This window comes from Petrimonas mucosa (assembly GCF_900095795.1).
Classification (GTDB): Bacteria; Bacteroidota; Bacteroidia; order Bacteroidales; family Dysgonomonadaceae; genus Petrimonas; species Petrimonas mucosa.
Window position 1 is genome coordinate 1513386 of record NZ_LT608328.1, and the last position, 21936, is coordinate 1535321.

At 43.8% G+C, this 21936-nt stretch carries 15 protein-coding genes and 1 pseudogene; all 16 read left to right on the plus strand.

What is annotated here, in order from left to right:
* Positions 1 to 251 precede the first annotated feature (251 nt).
* The 16 genes and pseudogenes from ING2E5A_RS06000 to ING2E5A_RS06075 all read left to right on the plus strand — a co-directional run bounded on the left by ING2E5A_RS06000 (position 252) and on the right by ING2E5A_RS06075 (position 21886).
* Positions 252 to 2171 (plus strand): calcineurin-like phosphoesterase C-terminal domain-containing protein, encoded by a 1920-nt coding sequence (locus ING2E5A_RS06000; RefSeq protein ID WP_071136630.1) that lies wholly within the window; start codon positions 252 to 254, stop codon positions 2169 to 2171.
* Between the two features lie 11 nt (positions 2172 to 2182).
* Entirely contained in the window at positions 2183 to 3571 is a 1389-nt protein-coding gene (locus ING2E5A_RS06005) for an FGGY-family carbohydrate kinase (RefSeq protein ID WP_083373221.1), read from the plus strand.
* A 4-nt stretch (positions 3572 to 3575) separates the two neighbouring features.
* A complete protein-coding gene (locus ING2E5A_RS06010; RefSeq protein WP_071136632.1) occupies positions 3576 to 5297 on the plus strand; it encodes an SLC5 family protein in 1722 nt (573 codons plus the stop codon).
* Between the two features lie 16 nt (positions 5298 to 5313).
* Complete coding sequence (locus ING2E5A_RS06015; RefSeq protein WP_071136633.1) at positions 5314 to 6714, plus strand: L-arabinose isomerase family protein; 1401 nt, start codon at positions 5314 to 5316, stop codon at positions 6712 to 6714.
* 6 nt (positions 6715 to 6720) lie between these two features.
* Positions 6721 to 7764, plus strand: a complete 1044-nt coding sequence (locus ING2E5A_RS06020; protein WP_071136634.1) for an amidohydrolase family protein — start codon at positions 6721 to 6723, stop codon at positions 7762 to 7764.
* 35 nt (positions 7765 to 7799) lie between these two features.
* Positions 7800 to 8615 carry a class I fructose-bisphosphate aldolase gene (locus ING2E5A_RS06025; RefSeq protein WP_071136635.1) on the plus strand — a complete coding sequence of 272 codons (816 nt, stop codon included), beginning with the start codon at positions 7800 to 7802 and terminating at the stop codon, positions 8613 to 8615.
* 38 nt (positions 8616 to 8653) lie between these two features.
* Positions 8654 to 9259: a KpsF/GutQ family sugar-phosphate isomerase gene (locus ING2E5A_RS06030; protein WP_071136636.1), complete on the plus strand. Its 606-nt coding sequence runs from the start codon at positions 8654 to 8656 to the stop codon at positions 9257 to 9259.
* Between the two features lie 13 nt (positions 9260 to 9272).
* Complete coding sequence (locus ING2E5A_RS06035; RefSeq protein WP_071136637.1) at positions 9273 to 9971, plus strand: triose-phosphate isomerase; 699 nt, start codon at positions 9273 to 9275, stop codon at positions 9969 to 9971.
* Between the two features lie 34 nt (positions 9972 to 10005).
* Positions 10006 to 10506, plus strand: coding sequence for a secondary thiamine-phosphate synthase enzyme YjbQ (locus tag ING2E5A_RS06040; protein ID WP_071136638.1), 501 nt, complete (start codon positions 10006 to 10008; stop codon positions 10504 to 10506).
* 84 nt (positions 10507 to 10590) lie between these two features.
* Positions 10591 to 11946: a dihydrolipoamide acetyltransferase family protein gene (locus ING2E5A_RS06045; protein ID WP_071136639.1), complete on the plus strand. Its 1356-nt coding sequence runs from the start codon at positions 10591 to 10593 to the stop codon at positions 11944 to 11946.
* Between the two features lie 135 nt (positions 11947 to 12081).
* Positions 12082 to 13441, plus strand: a pseudogene (gene lpdA / locus ING2E5A_RS06050) (dihydrolipoyl dehydrogenase).
* A gap of 115 nt (positions 13442 to 13556) precedes the next feature.
* The gene (locus ING2E5A_RS06055; RefSeq protein WP_071136640.1) at positions 13557 to 16016 is read left to right on the plus strand and encodes an alpha-ketoacid dehydrogenase subunit alpha/beta; all 2460 of its coding nucleotides are present in this window, start codon (positions 13557 to 13559) and stop codon (positions 16014 to 16016) included.
* Between the two features lie 97 nt (positions 16017 to 16113).
* Positions 16114 to 17259, plus strand: a complete 1146-nt coding sequence (locus ING2E5A_RS06060; RefSeq protein ID WP_231960453.1) for a Gfo/Idh/MocA family protein — start codon at positions 16114 to 16116, stop codon at positions 17257 to 17259.
* A gap of 169 nt (positions 17260 to 17428) precedes the next feature.
* Positions 17429 to 18757, plus strand: coding sequence for a glucuronyl esterase domain-containing protein (locus ING2E5A_RS06065; protein WP_071138227.1), 1329 nt, complete (start codon positions 17429 to 17431; stop codon positions 18755 to 18757).
* 4 nt (positions 18758 to 18761) lie between these two features.
* Positions 18762 to 20360, plus strand: coding sequence for a beta-N-acetylhexosaminidase (locus ING2E5A_RS06070; RefSeq protein ID WP_071138226.1), 1599 nt, complete (start codon positions 18762 to 18764; stop codon positions 20358 to 20360).
* A 263-nt stretch (positions 20361 to 20623) separates the two neighbouring features.
* Positions 20624 to 21886 (plus strand): IS110 family RNA-guided transposase, encoded by a 1263-nt coding sequence (locus ING2E5A_RS06075; RefSeq protein ID WP_071136641.1) that lies wholly within the window; start codon positions 20624 to 20626, stop codon positions 21884 to 21886.
* Positions 21887 to 21936: the final 50 nt, after the last annotated feature.

Genomic DNA, 21936 nt, shown 5'->3' on the forward strand with positions numbered 1-21936 from the left:
CAGAAAATTGTAGGTGAAATAAGTAAGATCAAACTACCTATCATATACAAAAAATAATGATATGAATATTAAAATAATCTATAAGTAGAAGAATATCAGTTATATATGTGGTAAATATAATAGGATGCTTTAAACACCTATACCTAAGTGTTTAATTGCATATAAATCATATGGAAATCAACAAAAATACAACTATTATACTACAAGGAAAAAGAATATACCTGTGCCTGGCTTTTCTAGTCTCCCTATTTATGGTGACACTACACGGTTGTGGGGATGAGAAAATTCCTGAGACTGAAAAAACCGAGTTTCGCATCACAGGAATCTCACTCCCTACTAGCCTGGAAATCAGGAAAAATGGGGAGATCACCCTTACAGGGAAAGGATTTGAAGTAGGAGACCTGATAAATTTTGTTGTTTTTAATGATGAAAACAGCAAATTCTCGACGAAGGTGCTTTCAGTAACGAGTCAATCGGCACTCTTCAAGCTGCCGGTTAACCTATCGTCAGGTACATATAGTCTTTCGGTCACCAGGGATAGCCAAACACTCACACTAGGTACTATCCAGATCATTATTATAGCTGATAATGACATCCCCGACAATGCCATTCCCGATATACAGGGGATGACGGTAAAGGGGGTGGTCTATTGTGATGATGAGGGTATTCCCGGGGTAGTGGTTTCTGATGGGTACGAGGTCACCATAACCGACGAGAACGGTATTTACTACCTTCCTTCTGACAAACAGAGCGGGTATATCTTCATCTCTGTACCCGGTAACTATGAGGTCCCTAACAATAAAAATCTACCACAATTTTATCAGCGGCTTGCAGGAGGAAGTAAGGTGGAACAGATAGATTTCTCCCTGATCAAGGTAGACAATTCAAACCACGTAGTACTGGCTATGGCTGATTGGCACCTGGCAAACCGGACAAATGACTTGGAACAGTTCACCAGCGGCTTTCTAGTTGACGTAAACAACATTATCCGGGATTACCAATCGAAAGGGGTGAAAGTTTACGGGTTGACACTCGGGGACATGAGCTGGGATCGATACTGGTATGATAATTCTTTCGCATTGCCTGAATATCTCACCATGATGAACAAGATTAACTGCCCCATATTCAACGTGATGGGCAATCACGACAATGATCCTTACATCTCAGGGGACTGGGCATCAGAACAGACTTTCAAAGACATTGTGGGACCTACATATTACGCATTCAACCTGGGAAAGATACACTATATTGTCTTAGACAACATCGAATACATAAATTTGGGTGGTGCTCAGGGGGTCGTGGGACAGCGAAATTACAACAAAACTATTGTACAGCGACAAAGGGTGTGGTTGAAAAGGCACCTTGCTACGATTGAGGACAAGGACACACCGATCGTGATCGGTATGCATGCTCCCTTGCACGGACGTGTGAAAGTGGACAACAATGGTAGTTACCAGCCAAAAATCACAATGGAGAATGGAGATCTCCTGGTATCAGACCTTTCGGGATTTTCCAATGTACATCTTCTTACTGGTCACTCCCATATCAATTATGCCGTAAATGCATCCTCCACATTGATGGAACACAACATCGGTGCAGTATGTGCCACCTGGTGGTGGACCGGATCGAACGGTTATGCCGGCAATCATATCTGTAAAGATGGTAGTCCCGGTGGTTACAGTGTATGGGAATTGAATAATAGGGAGATCGAATGGTATTACAAAAGCATCGGGTATGATAGAACCTATCAGTTCAGGGCATATGACCTGAACACGGTACATATCACTGCCGCAACACATGCACCGAACTCTAGTGACGTGTTGCTGGCTCCCTATGCGAAAGAGTATGCCACTCCCGGAAACCTAAACGAGGTATTGATCAATGTGTTCGGATACGATGATGAGTGGGAGGTAGAGGTGAAAGAGAACGAGAACATGCTTGAGGTGAAACGGGTGAAAACTCATGACCCTCTGCACATCATTTCCTACACGGCGCTTAGACTTAATGACGGAGCCGAACCAAACTTTGCCACCCATAATACCTCTCACATGTTTAAAGCGAAAGCAGCCAGCGCCACCTCTTCACTTCAAATAACAGTAAAAGACCGCTTTGGAAATATCTATTCCGAAATAATGGAGCGACCCAAAGCTTTTACTTATTCCATGAAATAAATAAACTACATATGAATTGTTTTGTTGGTATAGATATTGGAACGAGTGTTACAAAATGTATTTTGATTTCGCAGAGTGGTAAGATATTATCTCACATAAAGAAGTCTAATATCTATATATATGGTAGTTCAAATCGAGTAGAATTCAGTGTCGATGAGAGGTACGAGAGTATTTGTTCATTGCTTAGAACTTTATTATTGAAAAAGCCCGAAGGAGCGAGCGTATTGGCGATCTGCATTAGTGGTGCAAGCGGGAATGCTTTGCTACTGGATGGATCCAGAAAACCATTAACGAACGCAGTAAGCTGGCTTGATGAGAGAGCGAATTCCTCATTCGAAACTCTTTTAACTCCATTTTCCTCTCACTATATATACGCTATCACCGGGTGGCCCAGAATATCATCCTTTCCATTAGTCTATTTTTCCTGGATGAAAGAGAATGAACCGGAAGTTTATCATTCAGCAACCTATCGGGTTACAGACTTCGTTTATTACAATTACAGATTGACTAACAATTGGTTTATTGATACCTCTACAGCAACAAATAGCTATCTCCTGGATCAAAAAAAGATGCAATATCATCAACCCTTCCTTGATTATCTGGATATTAAAAAAGAGAGCTTGCCCGAGATCGTCAAGAGTGGGACACCCATCGGTTTTGTCACAAAACAGGCCGCAGACGAAACACACTTACCGGCTGGGACCCCTGTAATTGCGGGGTCGTTTGACCACCCGTCTGCAGCCAGAGGAACAGGCATGACACAAGTTGGAGATTTACTTCTATCATGTGGAACATCCTGGGTGGGGTTTTGTCCGGTTGATAACCGCGATAAAGCGCTGAAAGAAGATTTACTTGTTGATCCCTTTTTATTTCCCGATGGTCCCTGGGGAGCAATGTTTTCTTATGCAGGCCTGGGAAACATTATAAATGAATATCTCGATATCTTGTCGAAAAGAACGAAGTTTGGATTGTCAAAATTTGACGAAGAGATCAAGTCTTGGAATCTTAGAGAAAATAAATGCCTTTTCAATATCCTGCAAAAGGATATTTTTCCAGAAGCATATATTGACTATCTGATGGAAAGTTTCAATGTAAAGGAAATATACAAATCAATGATCGGATCTGTTTGTGCGATCATGGAGGATAAAATATCTCATTTTCAACATTCCAGCAACAGAGTAAATCAAATAACCATGGTAGGTGGATATTCAAAAAGCAAGTTTTGGCCCCAGGTTTTATCCAATTACCTCGATATGCCAATTTCTTTAAATAATTGTGAATTTGCAGGTTGCATAGGAGCAGTGATGTTAGCCGGAATGGGTGTTGGTCTATTCGAAAATGAATCTGACGCTTACAGGAAATTGCATATTACATCCACACAACTAACACCAAACTCTTGATGATATGGAAAAGCTATCACATTTCAATCTGGTTTTCTTTGATTATCTATCATTTGCATTATACATCTTGCTGCTTTCCTTAATTGGTTACTATTTCGGGAAGAAAAAAAAGCAAGATTCTTCCGATTATTTCCTTGCTGGTCGGACATTGCCATGGTACGTTGTTGGAAGTTCCTATATTGCATCAAACATCAGCACCGAACATTTTATCGGTATGGTTGGTGCTGCATTTGTATATGGTATCTGCGTTGCAATGTCTGAGTGGGCAAATGTAGCTTCCTTCTCACTCTTGATATGGGTGTTCATCCCATTTCTGATGTCTGCAAAAGTGTTCAGTACACCTGAATTTCTGGAGAAAAGATTCAATTTGTCTGTGCGCCAGTTTTTTGCAGTTGTTACAATTGTGAGCAATATTATCGCCTTTCTTGCAGCCGTACTTTATGGTGGTGGTATTGTAATTCAGCAATTGTTTAATATCAACTTGTGGACTTCAATCATTATTATTGGCCTGATTGCGGGAGTATGGTCAATCTATGGTGGTCTTAAGTCGATAGCCTGGATGGATGTCTTTACCGTTGTTGTGATGGTTGTAGGTGGGTTATTGGTGACAATTCTCGGCCTGTATATGCTCTCCGGTGAAGATCACTCCCTGGTAAGCGGTTTTAAGGTTATGCTTGAAAGAAATAGTGCTCAGACAGGTATCTGGAAAGAGGTTGTTGAAAAAAACATCCACAATATGGTTGGCACAGATCACTATTCCAGGTTATCTCTAATCCAGCCGGTCTCACATCAAGTTTCTCCGTGGCCAAATCTTATTTTGGGGGTTTTTACAATTAGTATCTGGTACAACGCATTGAATCAATTTATGATTCAAAGAGTGTTGGCAGCTAAAAGCAGTTATCACGCGCGGATGGGTATCGTTTTTGCCGGTTACCTGAAAGTATTGTTACCGGTTATTGTGGTATTGCCGGGTTTGATCCTGTTTGCCCGATATCCTGATGTCCTGAATCTTCCATGGCCTGAAATCAGACCTGAGGCGGACAAAGGATATATCGTGTTGCTTCAGACATTGGTGCCCGCAGGTCTTCGTGGATTATTTATTGCATCCTTATTTGGTGCCGTGCAATCCACGGTGAGTGCCGTACTGAATTCTACCTCGACCGTATTTACACTGGATGTGTACAAACGAATGTTCAGAAAGAACGAACTTGATTCGCATTATGTAAGAATTGGGAGATGGTCCTCTTTTGTTATCATCATAGTGGCGATTGTGCTGGCTGGCTTCATAGGAAAATTAGGTGGCAGTTTGTTTGTGTACATCCAGACATTGTATGCGTTTTTCGCACCCCCTTTTGCTGCAATCTTTGTTTTGGGAATACTTTTTAGGAGGATCAACGGAAAGGGGGCTATTGTGTCCATCACTGTAGGATTCATCTTCAGCATACTGTTGAAAATCTATATTCAGTACGATGCCGCTGCACCCTCATGGTTAACTCCTTTCCAGATGCAAGCTATTGTAAGCTGGCTGTTGTGTGTGATTGTTTGTGTAGTGGTGAGCTTGCTGACAGAAAAGCCGAGAGCAGAGCAGGTGACTGATGATTTGACAATCAATTGGAAGAAGATAAATATTTTCGAGGATCTGGGCAATAAATGGTACAAGAGCGTCATTTTATGGTGGCTGATTTTTGTCCTTCTGGTAGCATGTTTGGTGATAATATTCTTTTAACGAATTGAAATTTATTATGTATTCACAAGATAAAATGAAACTTAAGGTTGGTTTATTGCCGCTCTATTTAAATATGTACGATGAGATAATCCCGGAAGTGAAAATTGAACTGAACTTATTTCTCAAGAGAGTTACTGATCTACTTACTCAACGCGGAATCGATGTGGTATCAGTAGATATCTGCGGGGTTTCTCGTGAATTTGAAACAGCTATTAATCAGTTTGAAAATGAAAATGTTGACTCTATCGTGACATTGCATTTGGCATATTCCCCATCCCTGGAGTGCATAGATTCTCTCTGTAAGACAGAATTACCAATTGTTGTGATGGATACGACAAGGGACAAGAAATTCGATTCCATTTCGCTTTTAATGTACAATCACGGGATTCATGGGGTTCAGGATATGTGCAATTTGCTCCTGCAAAGGGGGAAGACTTTTTTTCTTGAAGCTGGACATATTGATTCATCAGATGTTGTAATTAGAATTATTCAACACGTTAAAGGGGCCAGAATCGCCAAAGAGTTCAAGTCTTCCCGGGTCGGGCAGATCGGAGAAAGCTTCGAGGGAATGGGAGACTTTGTCGTTGAACCCAAAAGGTTAGCGTCTGACTATGGAATCCAAATAATAAAAACATCTCCTTTGCAGTTAGAGAGTTATTATTCAACTGTAAATAAACACGATATCTTTGAGGAGATGCAGAATAACATAAAAGAATACGATTTGACTCAGGTATGCGATGAATCTCATTATTTGTCTACTCAAATAGGACAAGTGCTCAAGAGATGGATCAGTAATTACGGGTTAACCGGATTTACAATTAATTTCAAAGCCGTCAGGAAAAATAGCGGTTTACCAATGATGCCTTTTTTTGAGATTTGCAAATTAATGAAAAACGGAAAAATCGGCTATGCTGGAGAAGGTGATATTTTAACTGCAGCATTAACAGGAGCATTGTCAAGAGTCTTAAATGAATGTTCTTTTGCGGAGATGTTTTGTCCTGATTGGGAAAACGATACAATTTTTCTTAGTCATATGGGTGAAATTAATTTTGAGATTATTGAAGATAAAGCCAAACTAATAGAAATGGAATGGCTTTTCACAGATGCCGATCGTTATTTATCTCCCTCAGCCTGTTTTAAAAGTGGAGAAGCAACACTCGTATGTTTAGCACCCAAATCGGGTGGCAATTTTTCTTTGATAACAGCTCCTGTTGTCATGTTAGATGACTACTATGGTGAATCTTTTGGCGATGGTATAAGGGGATGGATGAAACCTTCGATTCCTGTTCCTGAATTTTTGAAAAAATATAGTGAAGCTGGCGGTATTCATCATATGGCCATCGTTTATGGAACACACCTGATGACCTTAAAGACATTTGGGGAAATTATGAACTGGGATGTAATTGAAATAATTTAAAAGAATATGAAGAAGGTAATAGAAATCAAAAACGTGGATATCAACTTATATCACTCCATCATCAAAAACTTTCTGCCTGAGGATATAATCGATATACATACACATGTCTTTATTAAAGAACATCACCTTATCAACCAAGAGAATAATGCCAGGTTGGCCCGGTGGCCGGAGCGTGTGGCTGAAGAAAATCCGATTGAAGATTTAATAGAAACATACCAATTGATGTTCCCGGGTAAAAAAGTATCTCCATTGATATTTGCTTATCCCATGAATCTGAAATATATTGAATTAGCAAATAAATATATTGAAAACTGCTGCAGGAACAATTCACAATGCTACGGGTTGCTTTTAACAAAACCTGAATGGGATGAGTTTTTTTTAGAAGAACAACTGCTTAGTGGTGGCTTTTATGGAACAAAAGTGTATTTAAACTTCGCACCACAAGGAATTCCGAAAAATGAGATCTCAATTTTTGATTTTCTACCTCATCATCAATTGACCCTGCTGAATAAACGCGGGATGATTGTTATGCTACATATTCCCAGGGATAACAGATTGAAAGATCCAATCAATTTGATGCAGATAATTGAAATTGAGAAAAAGTATCCTGATATCAAACTGATTATCGCCCATGTAGGTCGTGCTTATTGTCGCGAAGATATTGGTAATGCATTTGAGGTTTTATCTGTGACCAATAATGTGTTGTTTGATTTCAGTGCAAATACAAACCAGTCTGTCTTTGAACATTTGATAAAGTCAGTTGGGGTGAAGAGAATACTTTTTGGGAGTGATTTGCCTATCACTCGTATGCGTATGAAGAGGATATGCGAGAGTGGAACTTATATCAATATCATACCAAAGGGTTTGTATGGCGATATCTCAGATGATAAACATATGAGGGAAGTGGAAGGAGAAGAGGCCGGGCAGTTGTCTTTCTTTTTGTTTGAAGAGATCATGGCTTTCCAGAAAGCAGCCGTCGCGACTCATTTGAAAGATAATGATATTGAAGATATTTTCTTTAATAACGCCAGAAGAATATTATCCATATAATTATATTATACAATTCACAAATAAAAATTAAAACTATGAACGGGAAACAGCTCAGAATTGAGAAATTATTTAACAAAAGCGAGAATGCAGTTATTGTTGCAATAGATCACGGAATGTTTGATGGCCCTATCCCTGGGATGATCAATATGAAAGAAACGGGTGAGAAAATAGATTCATCAATAGATGGAGTTCTATTAAGTCCGGGGATGTTGAAACATCTTCGGCCCGTATTTAATTACAAGGGAGCCCCCATGCCTATTGTGAGATTGAACTGGAGTTCGGTCTATTGTTTCCACTGGGATTACAACAATGCTTACACGACAATCGCTCAAATGGCGGATGATGCAGTTGCAAATGGCGCTGAAATTGTTTTGGTTTCACTCACCTTACAAACTGGAAGTGAGAAGAATGACACTGATAATGTAAAGATATACAGTCATTTGGTCAATGCTGCTGATAAACTGGGTATTCCTGTAATTGGAGAATATTTCCCAACCCACTCAAGTGAGTTGACTAACGAGCAAATGCATGAACAGGTCTTCACAAGTTGCAGAATACTTAGTGAATTAGGATGTGACATGATTAAAACATTTTACACACACAAATTCAAAGAGGTCACAGAAAGTTGCCCTGTTCCTGTATTCGGACTTGGTGCAGAAAAAAAACCAACCCAGCTTGAAGCACTTCAACTGGCTTCAGATGAAATCAGAGACGGGGCAAAGGGTGTGGTCTTTGGAAGAAATGCTATTCAGGTTGCCAATCCTATAGCTTTTCAAAGAGCTTTATGTGATGTAGTAAAGAATAATCTTGATCCAATAAAAGCAATTGCTAAATACAACATCAAAGATTAGATAATTAATATTTAAATGTTTATTGATTCAATATATAAATGCATAATTCAACAAAATCGGAGATCATTAGTAAGGCAAAAGAATCTCTCCGTATTGAAAGTAAAGCCATAGCTGATATTATTGATTATCTGGACCAGGATCGCTTCTATGACGCAGTAGAAATATTGAGCAACTGTCCCAAGATAATTACCTGTGCAAGTGGTTCATCAGGAATTGCCGCAAAGAAATTTGCGCACTCCCTGTGTTGCATTGAACGAAATGCGCAGTTTCTCTCTCCTGCGGAAGCCATCCATGGTGGGATGGGCTGCATGAAGAAAGGGGATGCTGTTGTGATGGTCTCACGTGGTGGAAAGACGGCTGAGTTGCTTCCCATCATCGATGTTTGCAACAAAAAAGAGGTGATATTGATTGGGATCACGGAAAATATGAACTCACCACTGGCAAGGCAGTCACAAATCGTGATCCCAATGAAAATCGAACGTGAGAGTGACCCGCTAAACGTAATGGCAACCTCAAGCTTTGTGGTAACCATAGCCATCTTCGACGCTATGTTGGTTGCGGTGATGGAGACAACGGGATATCGGCTGGAGCAATTCGCACTCATTCACCCGGGCGGAGCTGTCGGAAACAGGTTAAACAAGTAACAATAAATGAAATATGTATAAAGGAATAACCATCAAACCCCCATTCTTTGAAATTGGGCCCAAAGCATTTATGTACGGTGAACGAATGTTGCAGCTGGCAAAAGCGGCTGATGAGGCATCGGCTAAGTATGACGTGCGAATCATACTAACACCTCAACCGTCGGATATTTACCTGTTGGCAAAGGAAACCAGCCATCTGCTCATCTTCGCGCAACATATGGATCCGATTACTGTAGGAAGAGGACTTGGGTCCATATTGCCTGAAGCTGTAAAAGCAGCCGGAGCAGTAGGCGTAATGCTGAACCATGCAGAAAAACCAATGACCACAGCCGATTTGTATAAAGCGATTAAGAGAGCCCATGAAACAGGCCTGGCCACTATTGTCTGTGCCGATTCCATCAAAGAAGCAGAAGCAATTGCTCATTTATCGCCTAACATCATTGTGGTTGAACCAACCGAACTCATCGGCACGGGTGTAACCAGTGATAAGGAATATGTAATCGCTACCACATCTGCTATCAAAAGAATAAATTCTGAAATACAAGTACTGCAGGCAGCCGGCATAAAAAATGAACAAGATGTATACAACGTAATGAAAGCCGGTGCTGACGCTACCGGAACTACAAGCGGTATTATGAAAGCGGAAAATCCGGAAGAAATGCTGGAGAAGATGATACGGGCCGTTCGAATTGCATGGGATGAATTACATTAACAAAACGCATTTATAAATTAAAAAAAAGAAGAAAATGAAACTTTACAGAGGAACAATTGAATTGCAGTCTAAGGATCACAGACCCGATTTTCACAATGTAACAGAGGGTGTGAAAAAAATCGTGGAAGAATCAGGTGTAAAAAATGGAATATGTGTTGTTTATTCACCCCACACAACCTGTTCCGTGATCACCCAGGAATGCTCTCACGATTTGAACTTTTTTGGCAGGGAATACCTGCAACAGGATTTGAACAACATCATGGAAAAATTGGTGCCAACTTGCAGGACCGAAGGTCAGTACCTGCATCCCGGGCCCAAACACATCGAATTTGCCCTTACTTTCCCTGACGAGGAACCCAAGGGAAGCCTAAATACAGATGCGCACCTACGCTCGGTATTTTTTGGACGTTCAGAAACTATTCCATTGGTTGATGGTAATCTCTCGTTGGGCGACTTTGGTTTTATCTATTTCATCGACTGGGATCAGATACGTGAACGAAAAAGAGTTTGTGAGGTGCAGATTATTGGTGAATAGTGAAATTTATTTCACCATTTTAGCTTACACCTGATTTTCTCAAGTCAGGTGTAGTTTTTAATTGGTTTAACTTACAAAGAATAAATGGCAGATGTAGTAATCATGCCCAAACAGGGGCAGTCGGTGGAGAGTTGTATCATCACGGAGCTGAAAAAGAGAAAAGGGGACAGTGTGAAGAAGGGAGACGTTCTGTTCACCTATGAAACAGACAAAGCCTCCTTCGAGGAAGAATCGCCTGCTGAGGGCGTTGTGCTGGCATGTTTTTATGAAGAGGGTGATGAAGTACCCGTATTGGAGAACATGATGGTCATCGGACAGCCTGGAGAGGATTACTCATCGAAGGTAAGCGGAAGCCACCCGGCGGATCAAAAAGCTGACCCCGCCGGTCAGGACGAAGCAAAAGGTAAGGACAAAACGGGGGAGGTCAACCCCACAGGAGATAACAGTCCTGCACGGGCAGTATATACTTCCGTGTCATCAGAACTGTTCGTGTCCCCCCGTGCCAGGAAATTAGCAGAAAAGGAGGCAGTGGATGTCTCCCAGCTCACCGGTACAGGGCCGAAGGGGCGGATCACCGAGCATGATGTCCGGGCCTTCCTGATCAATCGTCCCAGGATGACGCCCCTGGCCAAAAAGCTTGCCGCCGAGCAGGGCACACAACCGTATGCCCCGGGTAGCGGATTGGCAGGAACCGCCAGAGCTGCCGATCTGGCGGTACCCGTGAACACCATCTATGGTATTGATTATGAAGATAAAAAAATATCCAATATCCGCAAGCTGATAGCCCGGTCGATGCATGCCTCGCTACAGAACTCCGCACAGCTAACCCATCATCTGGGCGCTGATGCGAGACGCATCCTCGAACTACGAAAAAAAGCCAAAGCCGCGCTTGAAGAAGGAAAGCTCACCGTCAATATCACGCTGAACGATATGGTCTGTTTTGCAGTTATCAAGGCGTTGAAAAAATACCCCGGTGTGAATACCCATTTTCTGGGCGACAGCAAGCGCTATTTTCACAAGGTACATCTGGGCCTGGCCGTGGATACAGACCGCGGCTTGATGGTTCCGGTGGTACGCAATGCCGATGATCTCTCCATCTCGGGTCTGGCCACACAATTCAAGGAGATGGCGGCCGCCTGCAGAAACGGCAGTATCAATCCCGATATTCTCTCTCCGGAAGCAGGAACGTTTACCGTGTCGAACCTGGGAAATTACGGTGTTGAAATGTTTACACCGGTGATCAACCTTCCTCAATCGGCCATTCTGGGGGTCAATACCATCGTTCCCCGGCCCAAGGACCTGGGTGACGGCGTGTATGCATTTGTCCCTTTTATCGGCCTGAGTCTGACCTACGATCACCGGTCACTGGATGGTGGCGAAGCTACCCGTTTCCTGAAACAGATTGCTACAGAAATTGAGACTTTGGAGATGGAGTGGTGATAGGACAATAAAATTATAAGTTAAGCATTAATCATTAATCGCTGACTGCTGATCACTGAAAGCTGAAAGCTGGAAACTGACAACTGACCGCTAATCGCTAGAAATTAATCATTTGACAACAAAAAAATATTTACAATTATGATAGACTTACTGATCATAGGAGGCGGCCCCGCAGGTTATGTTGCCGCGGAAAGAGCCGGTCATGCAGGGCTGAACGTGGTACTTTTCGAGAAAAAAGCAATGGGGGGGTGTATGTCTGAACGAAGGATGCATCCCTACTAAAACATTGCTTTACAGTGCCAAGATGTACGAAAATGCCTTGCACGGTGAGAAATATGGCGTTTATGGAGATCATATCCGTTTCGACTACGAAAAAATGCTTTCCCGCAAGAAGAAAGTAGTGCGTAAGCTGGTTTCAGGCGTAGAAAGCAAGATGAAATCAAACCATGTCACCGTGGTGAAAGGGGATGCATATATCAACGGCCGTTCAGCGGAAGGGATAGAGGTATCCTGCAACAACGAAAAATATATCGGGAAAAACCTGCTTGTCTGCACCGGTTCCGAGGCTTCTGTACCACCCATCCCCGGTTTGAAGGAAGCGGGAGATGTCATCCTTACCAACCGGGAGATCCTGGAGATGGAAACACTGCCTGCATCGCTCGTCGTGATTGGTGGCGGAGTGATCGGGATGGAATTTGCCAGCTTTTTCAACAGTTTGGGATCAAAGGTGACGGTCGTGGAAATGCTCCCGGAAATTCTGGGCGGTCTCGATTTCGAGATCTCTGCCATGTTGCGGGATATCTACACGAAGAAAGGCATTGCGTTCAACCTGAATGCGAAAGTGGTGCAGGTGGAAGGTAACAAGGTAGTGTTCGAGAAAGAGGGTAATACCCACACTGTGGAGGGTGATAAGATTCTGCTCAGCGTCGGTCGCCGCCCGGTCACCCAGGGCTTTGGACTGGAGAACCTTCAGGTGGAGTTACTGCGTAACGGCATCAAGGTGGATGAGAAGATGCGTACCAATGTGCCGGGTGTCTTCGCTGCCGGCGATGTGACCGGTTTTTCTCTCCTGGCACATACGGCAAGCCGTGAAGGTGAGGTGGTGGTGAACAACCTCACCGGACGAAATGATCTCATGCGTTACAACGCTATCCCCGGTGTGGTCTACACCAATCCCGAGGTAGCCGGTGTAGGTGAAACGGAAGAGTCGGCCAAAGCAAAGCATATAGCTTACAAGGTATCCAAGCTGCCGATGGCTTTTGCGGGCCGTTTCGTTGCCGAGAATGAGGGAGGCAGCGGCATGTGTAAAGTGCTTACGGGCGAGAAGCATGGTGAGATCATCGGTGTGCACTTGCTGGGTAATCCGTCCAGCGAAATTATCTACGGTGCCTGTATGGCCATTGAACAGGAGCTGACACTCAAGGAGCTACAGGAGGTCGTGTTCCCGCATCCCACCGTAAGTGAGATCTTCAAAGAAGTTGTTTTTAGTTTTTAGCGGTCAGCTTTCAGCTTTCAGTTTTTTTGGGAATAAACTTTGCTCATCCAGCGGAATGGAAGTTAGTAATCTAACAAACAATCAATAAATCTAACAATCAAACAATCAATATCAAATGCCAAAAGTACAAATCATAGACCCGTCAGAAGTCCGTAAGGCAGGATTCGTCGAGTTTCAGCCTGTTCCTGTCAATCAGTACCAGAAGAGCGTCACGGAAGAAAAGGAGAATTTCACCAACGAAGAGTTCAAAGCCATCTACCACGATATGGTATTGATCCGCGAGTTCGAAACGATGTTGAACCTGATTAAAATTAAAGGTGAATACAACGGTACATCCTATAACCATCCCGGTCCGGCGCACCTCTCCATCGGTCAGGAGTCGGCTGCAGTGGGTATGGCCTGGACACTGACGGTGGATGATTTTATATTCGGAAGCCATCGTTCACACGGGGAGATCCTTGCCAAGGGGATGTCTGCGATTCACAAGCTGGATGACGATCAGCTTACCACGATCATGAAAACCTTTTTCGACGGAACGGTCTATGAAATCGTAAAAAAAGATTTTAACGGCCCGGTAAAAGAGCTGGCAAAAAGATTTTTGGTATACGGCACATTGGCGGAAATCTTTGCCCGTAAGACCGGCTTCAACAGAGGCCTGGGCGGCTCCATGCATGCCTTTTTCACCCCCTTCGGGGTCTATCCCAACAATGCCATCGTGGGTGGTTCAGGTGATATTGCCGTGGGTGCGGCATTGTACAAAAAAGTGAACCGCAAGCCGGGGCTGGTGGTGGCCAATATTGGTGATGCCTCCATGGTCTGCGGCCCGGTATGGGAAGGGATCTCCTTCGCCGCCATGGACCAGTTTCGCGAACTTTGGGAGGGAGAGATGCAGGGCGGTCTTCCGGTAATCATCAACATCATGAACAACCAGTACGGCATGGGCGGGCAGACAGCCGGTGAGACCATGGGCTACGGTATTGCAGCGCGTATCGGCGCCGGCGTGAATGCCGACCAGATGCATGCCGAGCGGGTCGATGGCTACAATCCCCTGGCTGTAATCGATGCCTACAAACGAAAACGCAAGGTGATTGAAGAAAAGCGAGGTCCCGTGCTGCTCGATGTGCTCACCTACCGGTATAGCGGCCACTCACCCTCCGACGCGTCATCCTACCGCACCCGGGAAGAGGTGGAGGCATGGGAAGCACAGGATTGCATCCGCAGCTACGGGGCGCAGCTGCTCGAGGCCGGGGTGGTATCACAGGCCGGGCTCGACCTGATATCGGATGATATCCGGAAGCTGGTGAACGAGATGTTCCTGCTGGCCATCAACGACGAAGTGTCGCCCCGGATGGACAATGCGGACATCATCGGCGGGATGATGTTCTCCAACGGATCGGTCGACTCCTTCTCCGATGCAGAGCCGGACGTGCTGATGCCCATGGCAGAAAATCCCCGCGTGAAGAAGATCGCGGGCAAGGAGCGTTTCGCCTTCGATGCGGAAGGGAAACCTTTCGGCAAGATGAAGCAGTACCAGCTGCGCGACGGCATCTTCGAGGCGATCATCGACCGTTTCTACAAGGATGCCTCGCTCATCGCCTATGGCGAGGAGAACCGCGACTGGGGCGGCGCCTTCGCCGTCTACGGGGGGCTCACCGAGGCGCTGCCCTACCACCGTCTGTTCAACTCGCCCATCTCGGAGGCTTCCATCGTGGGTACCGCCATCGGCTATGCCATGTGCGGGGGGCGGGTGATCCCGGAGATCATGTACTGCGACTTTATCGGCCGGGCGGGAGACGAGATCTTCAACCAGCTGCCCAAGTGGCAGGCCATGAGCGGCAATGTGTTGAAGATGCCCGTGGTATTACGCGTTTCCGTAGGATCGAAATATGGCGCACAACATTCACAGGACTGGACCTCACTCGTGGCACATATACCCGGAATCAAAGTCTGCTTCCCGGTAACACCTTACGATGCCAAAGGGCTGATGAACGCCGCCCTGCAGGGCACCGACCCGGTGATCTTCTTCGAGAGCCAGCGTATCTACGATATCGGCGAACAGTTCCACGAAGGAGGAGTACCCGCAGAATACTATGAGATACCGCTGGGTGAACCGGATGTGAAGAAAGTAGGGAAAGATGTCACTTTCCTGACCATTGGACATACGCTCTATCCAGCCCTGAAGGCGGCAAAAGAACTGGAAGAGCGTTTCGGCATAAGTGCCGAGGTGATTGATGCACGCTCGCTGGTACCCTTCAACTATGAAAAAGTAATTGCCTCAGTGAAAAAAACAGGGAAGATCATCGTCGCCGGTGACGCTACCAGCCGTGGCTCCTTCCTGAATGATCTGGCAGCCAACATCGGCCAGCTGGCATTCGATTATCTCGATGCCCCCGTGTGTGTGCTGGGTTCCCGCAACTGGATCACACCGGCACACGAACTGGAAGAGTTTTTCTTCCCGCAGCCCGGCTGGTTCCTCGATATGATCCATGAACGGATTCAGCCGCTCAGGGATTATATTCCCGGACAAAACTTCACCGACGGGGAGATAATCATGAGAGCAAAAAAGGGAATTTGATATAAGCGAAGTACTAACCTTTATTTTATGTGTGCTCAGATTCAATAAAGAAATCCAATTTTTATTGAATTGAAAGTGTATGATAATAATAATTATAATGAAAATGTCTCATATCTTAAAAAATAAAATAAGAATTGGAATTGTCGGTGCGCAGTTTGGAGCTGGTTTTCAGTTTCATATTCATCCGAATTCCGTTGTACAAGCTGTTAGTGATTTAAGTGCTTATGGAAGAATGCATTTACAGAAAGTATATAATTGTCATCGTGCATACGAATCATTAGAAGAATTGCTGAAAGATAAAGAAATAGATGCGGTGTTTATTGCAACGCCACCTCATATGCATGCAAACCATGTTATAAAGGCATTAAAAGCTGGAAAGCATGTTCTTTCTGCTGTACCACTTGCTTTAAAACTAGAGGATTGCATTGAGGTACTATCTATGGTTGAAAAAACGGGATTGAAATATATGCTAGCTGAAACAAGTTTCTATCGACAGATTACTATAACGGCAAGAAAATTTTATAATCAAAAATTATTTGGTAAAATATTCAGCACTACAGCTGAATATAGTCATCCAGGGATGGAAGAGTTTTTTTTTGAAAATGGTAAACCAACATGGAGACACGGCTTGCCGCCAATGTATTACCCCACACATTGTATATCTTTTCTAACAGGTGTAACTGGTGAGCGTTTAGTTAGTGTAAGTTGTTTGGGTTGGGGAGATGATAGTGTCAAATTAAAGAATAATAGCTACAATAATCCTTTTTGGAATGAGAAAGCTTTATTCAGAACAAATAACGATACAAATCTTACAGTAACTATCAATTGGAAAGGAGCGCTAAAAAATGTTGAAACTGCTTGTTGGGAAGGTGATAAAATGAGTTTATACTTTGAAGATTCAGAAAACAAAATGACAATTATTAAAAATTCAAATGAGATTGGATTAGATGATGGAGGTTTTAAAAACTACAAAAATATTGTTGAAAAGCAGGATCAAATCCTATGGTGGAAAACGGAAATGCTACCAGAAAATCTCAGAATGGACAGTGGTCATGGAGGATCTCATTGTTTTATTACCCATGAATTTATAGATTCGATTCTAAATGATAGAGAACCTAAAATAGATATTTATGAAGCATTAGCATGTACTGTACCAGGTATTATTGCACATGAGTCAGCTATAAAAGGTGGAGAAACGTTAAAAATACCTCTTTTTAATGAAAAGAATGTGAGTTCGGAATAATGAAAGAGACTATTATAACAATTTATATTAAAGGTAATCAAATTGATGTAATATATATCCGATGATTAAAAAACTTCGAAGTGCTTCACTTTCTGACTGAATCGGGAGGTACAGCCAAGAGTTAAAGATTGAACATACAAAAACAGATATGAAATCAAAAATGCAATTTATGAACCTCCAAAAGCAATTTATACTGACAATCGCACTTTTGCTGCTTTTGTTCCCCACCTACGCACAACGGTGGAACGTAAACTACGATGAAGCGGCCGTAGGTCCTTACTCGCTACCATCTTTACTGAGAACCCACGGGGGAACGACGGTCAACAACGTGGAAGATTGGGAGATCTTCAGAAAACCGGAAATTCTGGCCAGTTGCACCCATCATCTGTATGGCAGGGTACCCGGTGAGTTGGACACCATGTTTGTAACGGTAAAAGAAAAAAAAGGAACAGCACTCAACGGCAAGGCCAAAAGGAAGCAGGTCACCCTCACTTTAGTGAAAGGGAAGAAAGAACTCAGCGCTGACCTACTGATATACCTGCCTGTCGGCAAAAAAAAATCGGCCATTTTCCTTGGATATAATTTCTGGGGGAACCATACCATCACGGATGACCCAAATGTGATCATTCCCACCTCATGGATGCCGATCAATAAAGACCTTCACATATTGACAAATCGCGCTGATGAACAATCACGCGGCTCCATGAAGAGAAGATGGCCGTTGGAGCAGATTATCGGGGCAGGTTACGGAGTGGTAACATTATACAGGGGGGATATTGATCCCGATAGGGATGATTTCAGTGACGGTATTCATCCGCTGTTCTATTCCAAGGGGCAGGAACGGCCCTGTAACGACGAATGGGGAACCATCGCTGCCTGGAGCTGGGGATTGTCGCGTGTGATGGATTACCTGGAAACAGAAGCAGAGATCGACAATCAGAAAGTGATCCTGGTGGGTCACTCTCGGCTGGGAAAAGTGACCCTTTGGACAGCAGCAACTGACCAGCGATTTGCCGCTGCCATCTCCAACAATTCCGGAGCCATGGGATCTACTCTCTCCAGAAGGAATTTCGGTGAAACGGTTGAGGTGATCAACACCGCTTTTCCTCATTGGTTTTGCGGGAATTTCAAAAAATATTCCAACAGGGAGGATATGTTACCTGTGGATCAGCATATGGTATTGTCGCTGATCGCTCCACGCCCTCTCTATATAGCCAGTGCCACAGAAGATCTCTGGGCAGATCCTAAAGGTGAATTTCTATCGGCCAAAGAGGCATCGGTGGTTTATAACCTCTACGGTATACAGGGACTCTCGGCAGCCTCTATGCCTCAACCCGACACACCACTTATTGATATAGTGAGTTACCATATCAGAACAGGCAAGCATGATATCATCGCCTATGATTGGGAACAATACATCAAGTTTGCTAAACAGAATAATATTCAAACTAGTAAGAATAATTTTATTAATAACAAAGAAAATAATGATAAAGATTGAATTTATGAAGAAAATAATTTTATTGCTTTTTCTGTCCTTAATTTTTGTTGGTGCTGTTGCACAAATCCCTTTGATTCCGAGTCCACAGAGATATGAGACTATCCCTGCGCAATTTAGCTTGTCAAAGGCAACTATTATTATACACGATATGGAGTTGGATGAAGTCGCATACTATTTGCAAAAGGAATTACTGAGACATGAAAACCTCCCTTTGACGCTTACAAGTGACTATGAACAGGCACCTGCATCTGCCATCAGCTTGCGCTTGAACCAACTGAATTCCAAACAGCCTGTAGCCAATGAAAAGGAATCCTACTCCATCAGTATGGATGCCGGTCTGATAGTAGTAGAGGCCAGCCATAAAAAGGGAATCTTTAACGGGATAATCACGCTTTTACAACTTATTCGGTTCACGGAGCCTATTAATGGCACATGGCAACTCCAGTGCTATAACATAGAAGACGCACCGGCATATGAATGGCGTGGACTAATGCTCGATGAATCACGCCATTTCTTCGGAAAAGAAAAAGTAAAGCAGTTAATCGATTGGATGGCGCTATACAAATTGAATAAATTTCATTGGCATTTAACTGATTCTCCCGGTTGGAGAATAGAGATATTGCAATACCCAAAACTAGCCTACGTTGGAGGTATTGGGAATCATACCAATCCACATACTCCAGCAAAATATTATTCTCAGGAGGAAATAAAAGAAATTGTGAAGTATGCTTCGGAAAGACAGATTGATATAATTCCCGAGATCGATATGCCAGGACACGCATCAGCAGCAAACAGGGCTTATCCTGAGTACAGTGGAGGCGGTTCTCAAAAACATCCTGACTTCACATTTCACCCAGGCAAGGAAGAAGTTTACTCCTACTTAACTAATATTCTAAAAGAAGTGGACGCCTTGTTTCCCTCGCAGATTATACATCTGGGGGGAGATGAAGTGCACTTTGGGAATGCTAAATGGCATACTGATGAGACAATACTGGCACTAATGAAAAGGGAAAAGCTTAAAGAGATGTCAGAAGTAGAGAATTATTTTTTCCAACGCATGTCCGACACTCTATTCAAAATGAATAACAGATTAGCCGCATGGGACGAAATAGCAGAATTTAACCTTAATCCTGATAAGACGATTGTTTATTTTTGGCGACAAGACAAATTACAACAATTACAAACATCATTAAATAAAGGATATCCGATCGTGATGACTCCCCGACTTCCAATGTATTTAGATTACGCTCAAGACAGCCTTCATGTTCACGGTGTTCCTGCAAATAGATCCCGTGTAAATTCCTATGATAAAATTTACAACTTCGATCCCTATGGTTATGATGTTAATTACCCTCTCAATAGCAATATCCTGGGCATGCAGGTAAATGTGTGGACAGAACGTATTGCAACTGAAAATCGACTTGATTACATGATATTTCCCAGAATAGCAGCATTAGCAGAAGCTACCTGGACTCGTGACAATAAAAAAAATATTAGTGATTTTAACGACCGCTTAAAAAAACATCTTGTTTTATATGAAAAAGATGACATATATTATTATAACCCCTTTGAACCTTTTAAGACAGCAGAACCAGCTAAATAAAAAATTCTAATGTCACGCCACTATGCAACTACGGAATGGTGTGTTATGCTTCGCAATATATACCGATACGTGAATTATCTTATAAACCAAATTTAAATATCTCGTCTGATAAGGGACAACTCGATCTGTTTAGAGATCTCCTATTTTAACGGGGCAGCAGTGAACAAAAATATGAAACATCCATGTTGAGAATTTAAAACATCCAAGGGAATGAAAATGGAGGATTTCCGTACATTTGCCGTACTCATTGAACGGAATAATTTATGGAATCACAAGTGTCATTCAACCAGGTCGTCTCCCGGGGATGCGGGATTGATGTCCACAAGAAGATGTTAGTGGCCACCATAAGTGGCGAAGGACTTAATACGGAAACCCGTGAATTCGGGACCGTGACGCGCTCTTTGACAGAATTGAAAGACTGGTTATTGGAAAACAGGGTAACCCACGTTGTAATGGAGAGTACGGGAGTCTACTGGAAGCCTGTCTATCATGTCCTCGAGCCCTCGGGATTGACGGTCTGGATAGTCAATGCCCGCCACGTGAAGAACGTCCCGGGGCATAAGACGGACAAGCAGGACAGCAGGTGGCTGTGCAAGTTATTGCTTGCCGGCTTGCTAAAACCCAGTTATATTCCCCCTCGTGAACAACGGGAGTTACGGGATTTGACGCGTTACCGGAGCAAACTGGTACAGGATATCTCCTCGAACAAGAACCGTATCATCCGCATCCTGGAAGACTGCAATGTGAAACTTTCGAGCGTGTTAAGCGATACCTCGGGAGTAACGGCAACCAGACTGATCGACAAGTTGTGTCAGGGGAAAGAAGTTACCATGGGCGATATTGAAGAGGTATACCACAAAAAGATAGAAGCCACCAAAGAGGAGCTTTTTGAAGCCTGTAACGGTTACATCACCGACCACCACATCTACCTGCTGGGCACTATCCGGGGGGACAACCACCACCTGGAGTCTCTCATACGGGATTTGGATGAAAAGATCAAACATGCCCTTGCCCCTTATGAGAATGCCCTGGAACGACTGCGGGAGATCCCGGGATTGAACCGCAAGAGCGTGGAGGATCTTATCGCCGAGATCGGGCTGGATATGGATGTCTTCCCCAATGAGAATCATCTAAGCAGTTGGGTGGGCGTTTCACCGGGTAACAACGAGAGTGCCGGTAAAAAAAAAAACGGACGCACCACCCACGGGAACAAGCAGGCCAAATCCATCCTGAGCCAATCGGCATGGGCGGCGTCGCGGACAAAAGGCACGTTCTACCACGCCCGGTACCATCGCCTGGCAGCCCGACGCGGCAAGAAAAGGGCCATTGTGGCTGTTGCACACTCCATCCTCAAATCGGTGTATCATGTCTTGAAAGACGAGGTCCCTTACGATGAACTGGGAGCCGATTATTTGAACAGCCGGGTGGAAGCAAGGCGCAAAAGGTATCTGAAGGCAGAGCTGGAAAAGATGGGATATTGCGTCGAGCTTGTCCCGCACAATCCCGTCAGCCCCTCCGGCAGTTGAAAGCTACCGCCCCTGACATAAACGGGAAACAAGAGCCAAAGGTCGATTTT

What these genes read in the sequence shown, in the direction of transcription:
- ING2E5A_RS06000 (WP_071136630.1), top strand. Translation starts at nt 252, where the DNA reads ATGGTGACACTACACGGTTGTGGGGATGAGAAAATTCCTGAGACTGAA.
- ING2E5A_RS06005 (WP_083373221.1), top strand. Translation starts at nt 2,183, where the DNA reads ATGAATTGTTTTGTTGGTATAGATATTGGAACGAGTGTTACAAAATGT.
- ING2E5A_RS06010 (WP_071136632.1), top strand. Translation starts at nt 3,576, where the DNA reads ATGGAAAAGCTATCACATTTCAATCTGGTTTTCTTTGATTATCTATCA.
- ING2E5A_RS06015 (WP_071136633.1), top strand. Translation starts at nt 5,314, where the DNA reads ATGTATTCACAAGATAAAATGAAACTTAAGGTTGGTTTATTGCCGCTC.
- ING2E5A_RS06020 (WP_071136634.1), top strand. Translation starts at nt 6,721, where the DNA reads ATGAAGAAGGTAATAGAAATCAAAAACGTGGATATCAACTTATATCAC.
- ING2E5A_RS06025 (WP_071136635.1), top strand. Translation starts at nt 7,800, where the DNA reads ATGAACGGGAAACAGCTCAGAATTGAGAAATTATTTAACAAAAGCGAG.
- ING2E5A_RS06030 (WP_071136636.1), top strand. Translation starts at nt 8,654, where the DNA reads ATGCATAATTCAACAAAATCGGAGATCATTAGTAAGGCAAAAGAATCT.
- ING2E5A_RS06035 (WP_071136637.1), top strand. Translation starts at nt 9,273, where the DNA reads ATGTATAAAGGAATAACCATCAAACCCCCATTCTTTGAAATTGGGCCC.
- ING2E5A_RS06040 (WP_071136638.1), top strand. Translation starts at nt 10,006, where the DNA reads ATGAAACTTTACAGAGGAACAATTGAATTGCAGTCTAAGGATCACAGA.
- ING2E5A_RS06045 (WP_071136639.1), top strand. Translation starts at nt 10,591, where the DNA reads ATGGCAGATGTAGTAATCATGCCCAAACAGGGGCAGTCGGTGGAGAGT.
- ING2E5A_RS06055 (WP_071136640.1), top strand. Translation starts at nt 13,557, where the DNA reads ATGCCAAAAGTACAAATCATAGACCCGTCAGAAGTCCGTAAGGCAGGA.
- ING2E5A_RS06060 (WP_231960453.1), top strand. Translation starts at nt 16,114, where the DNA reads ATGAAAATGTCTCATATCTTAAAAAATAAAATAAGAATTGGAATTGTC.
- ING2E5A_RS06065 (WP_071138227.1), top strand. Translation starts at nt 17,429, where the DNA reads ATGAACCTCCAAAAGCAATTTATACTGACAATCGCACTTTTGCTGCTT.
- ING2E5A_RS06070 (WP_071138226.1), top strand. Translation starts at nt 18,762, where the DNA reads ATGAAGAAAATAATTTTATTGCTTTTTCTGTCCTTAATTTTTGTTGGT.
- ING2E5A_RS06075 (WP_071136641.1), top strand. Translation starts at nt 20,624, where the DNA reads ATGGAATCACAAGTGTCATTCAACCAGGTCGTCTCCCGGGGATGCGGG.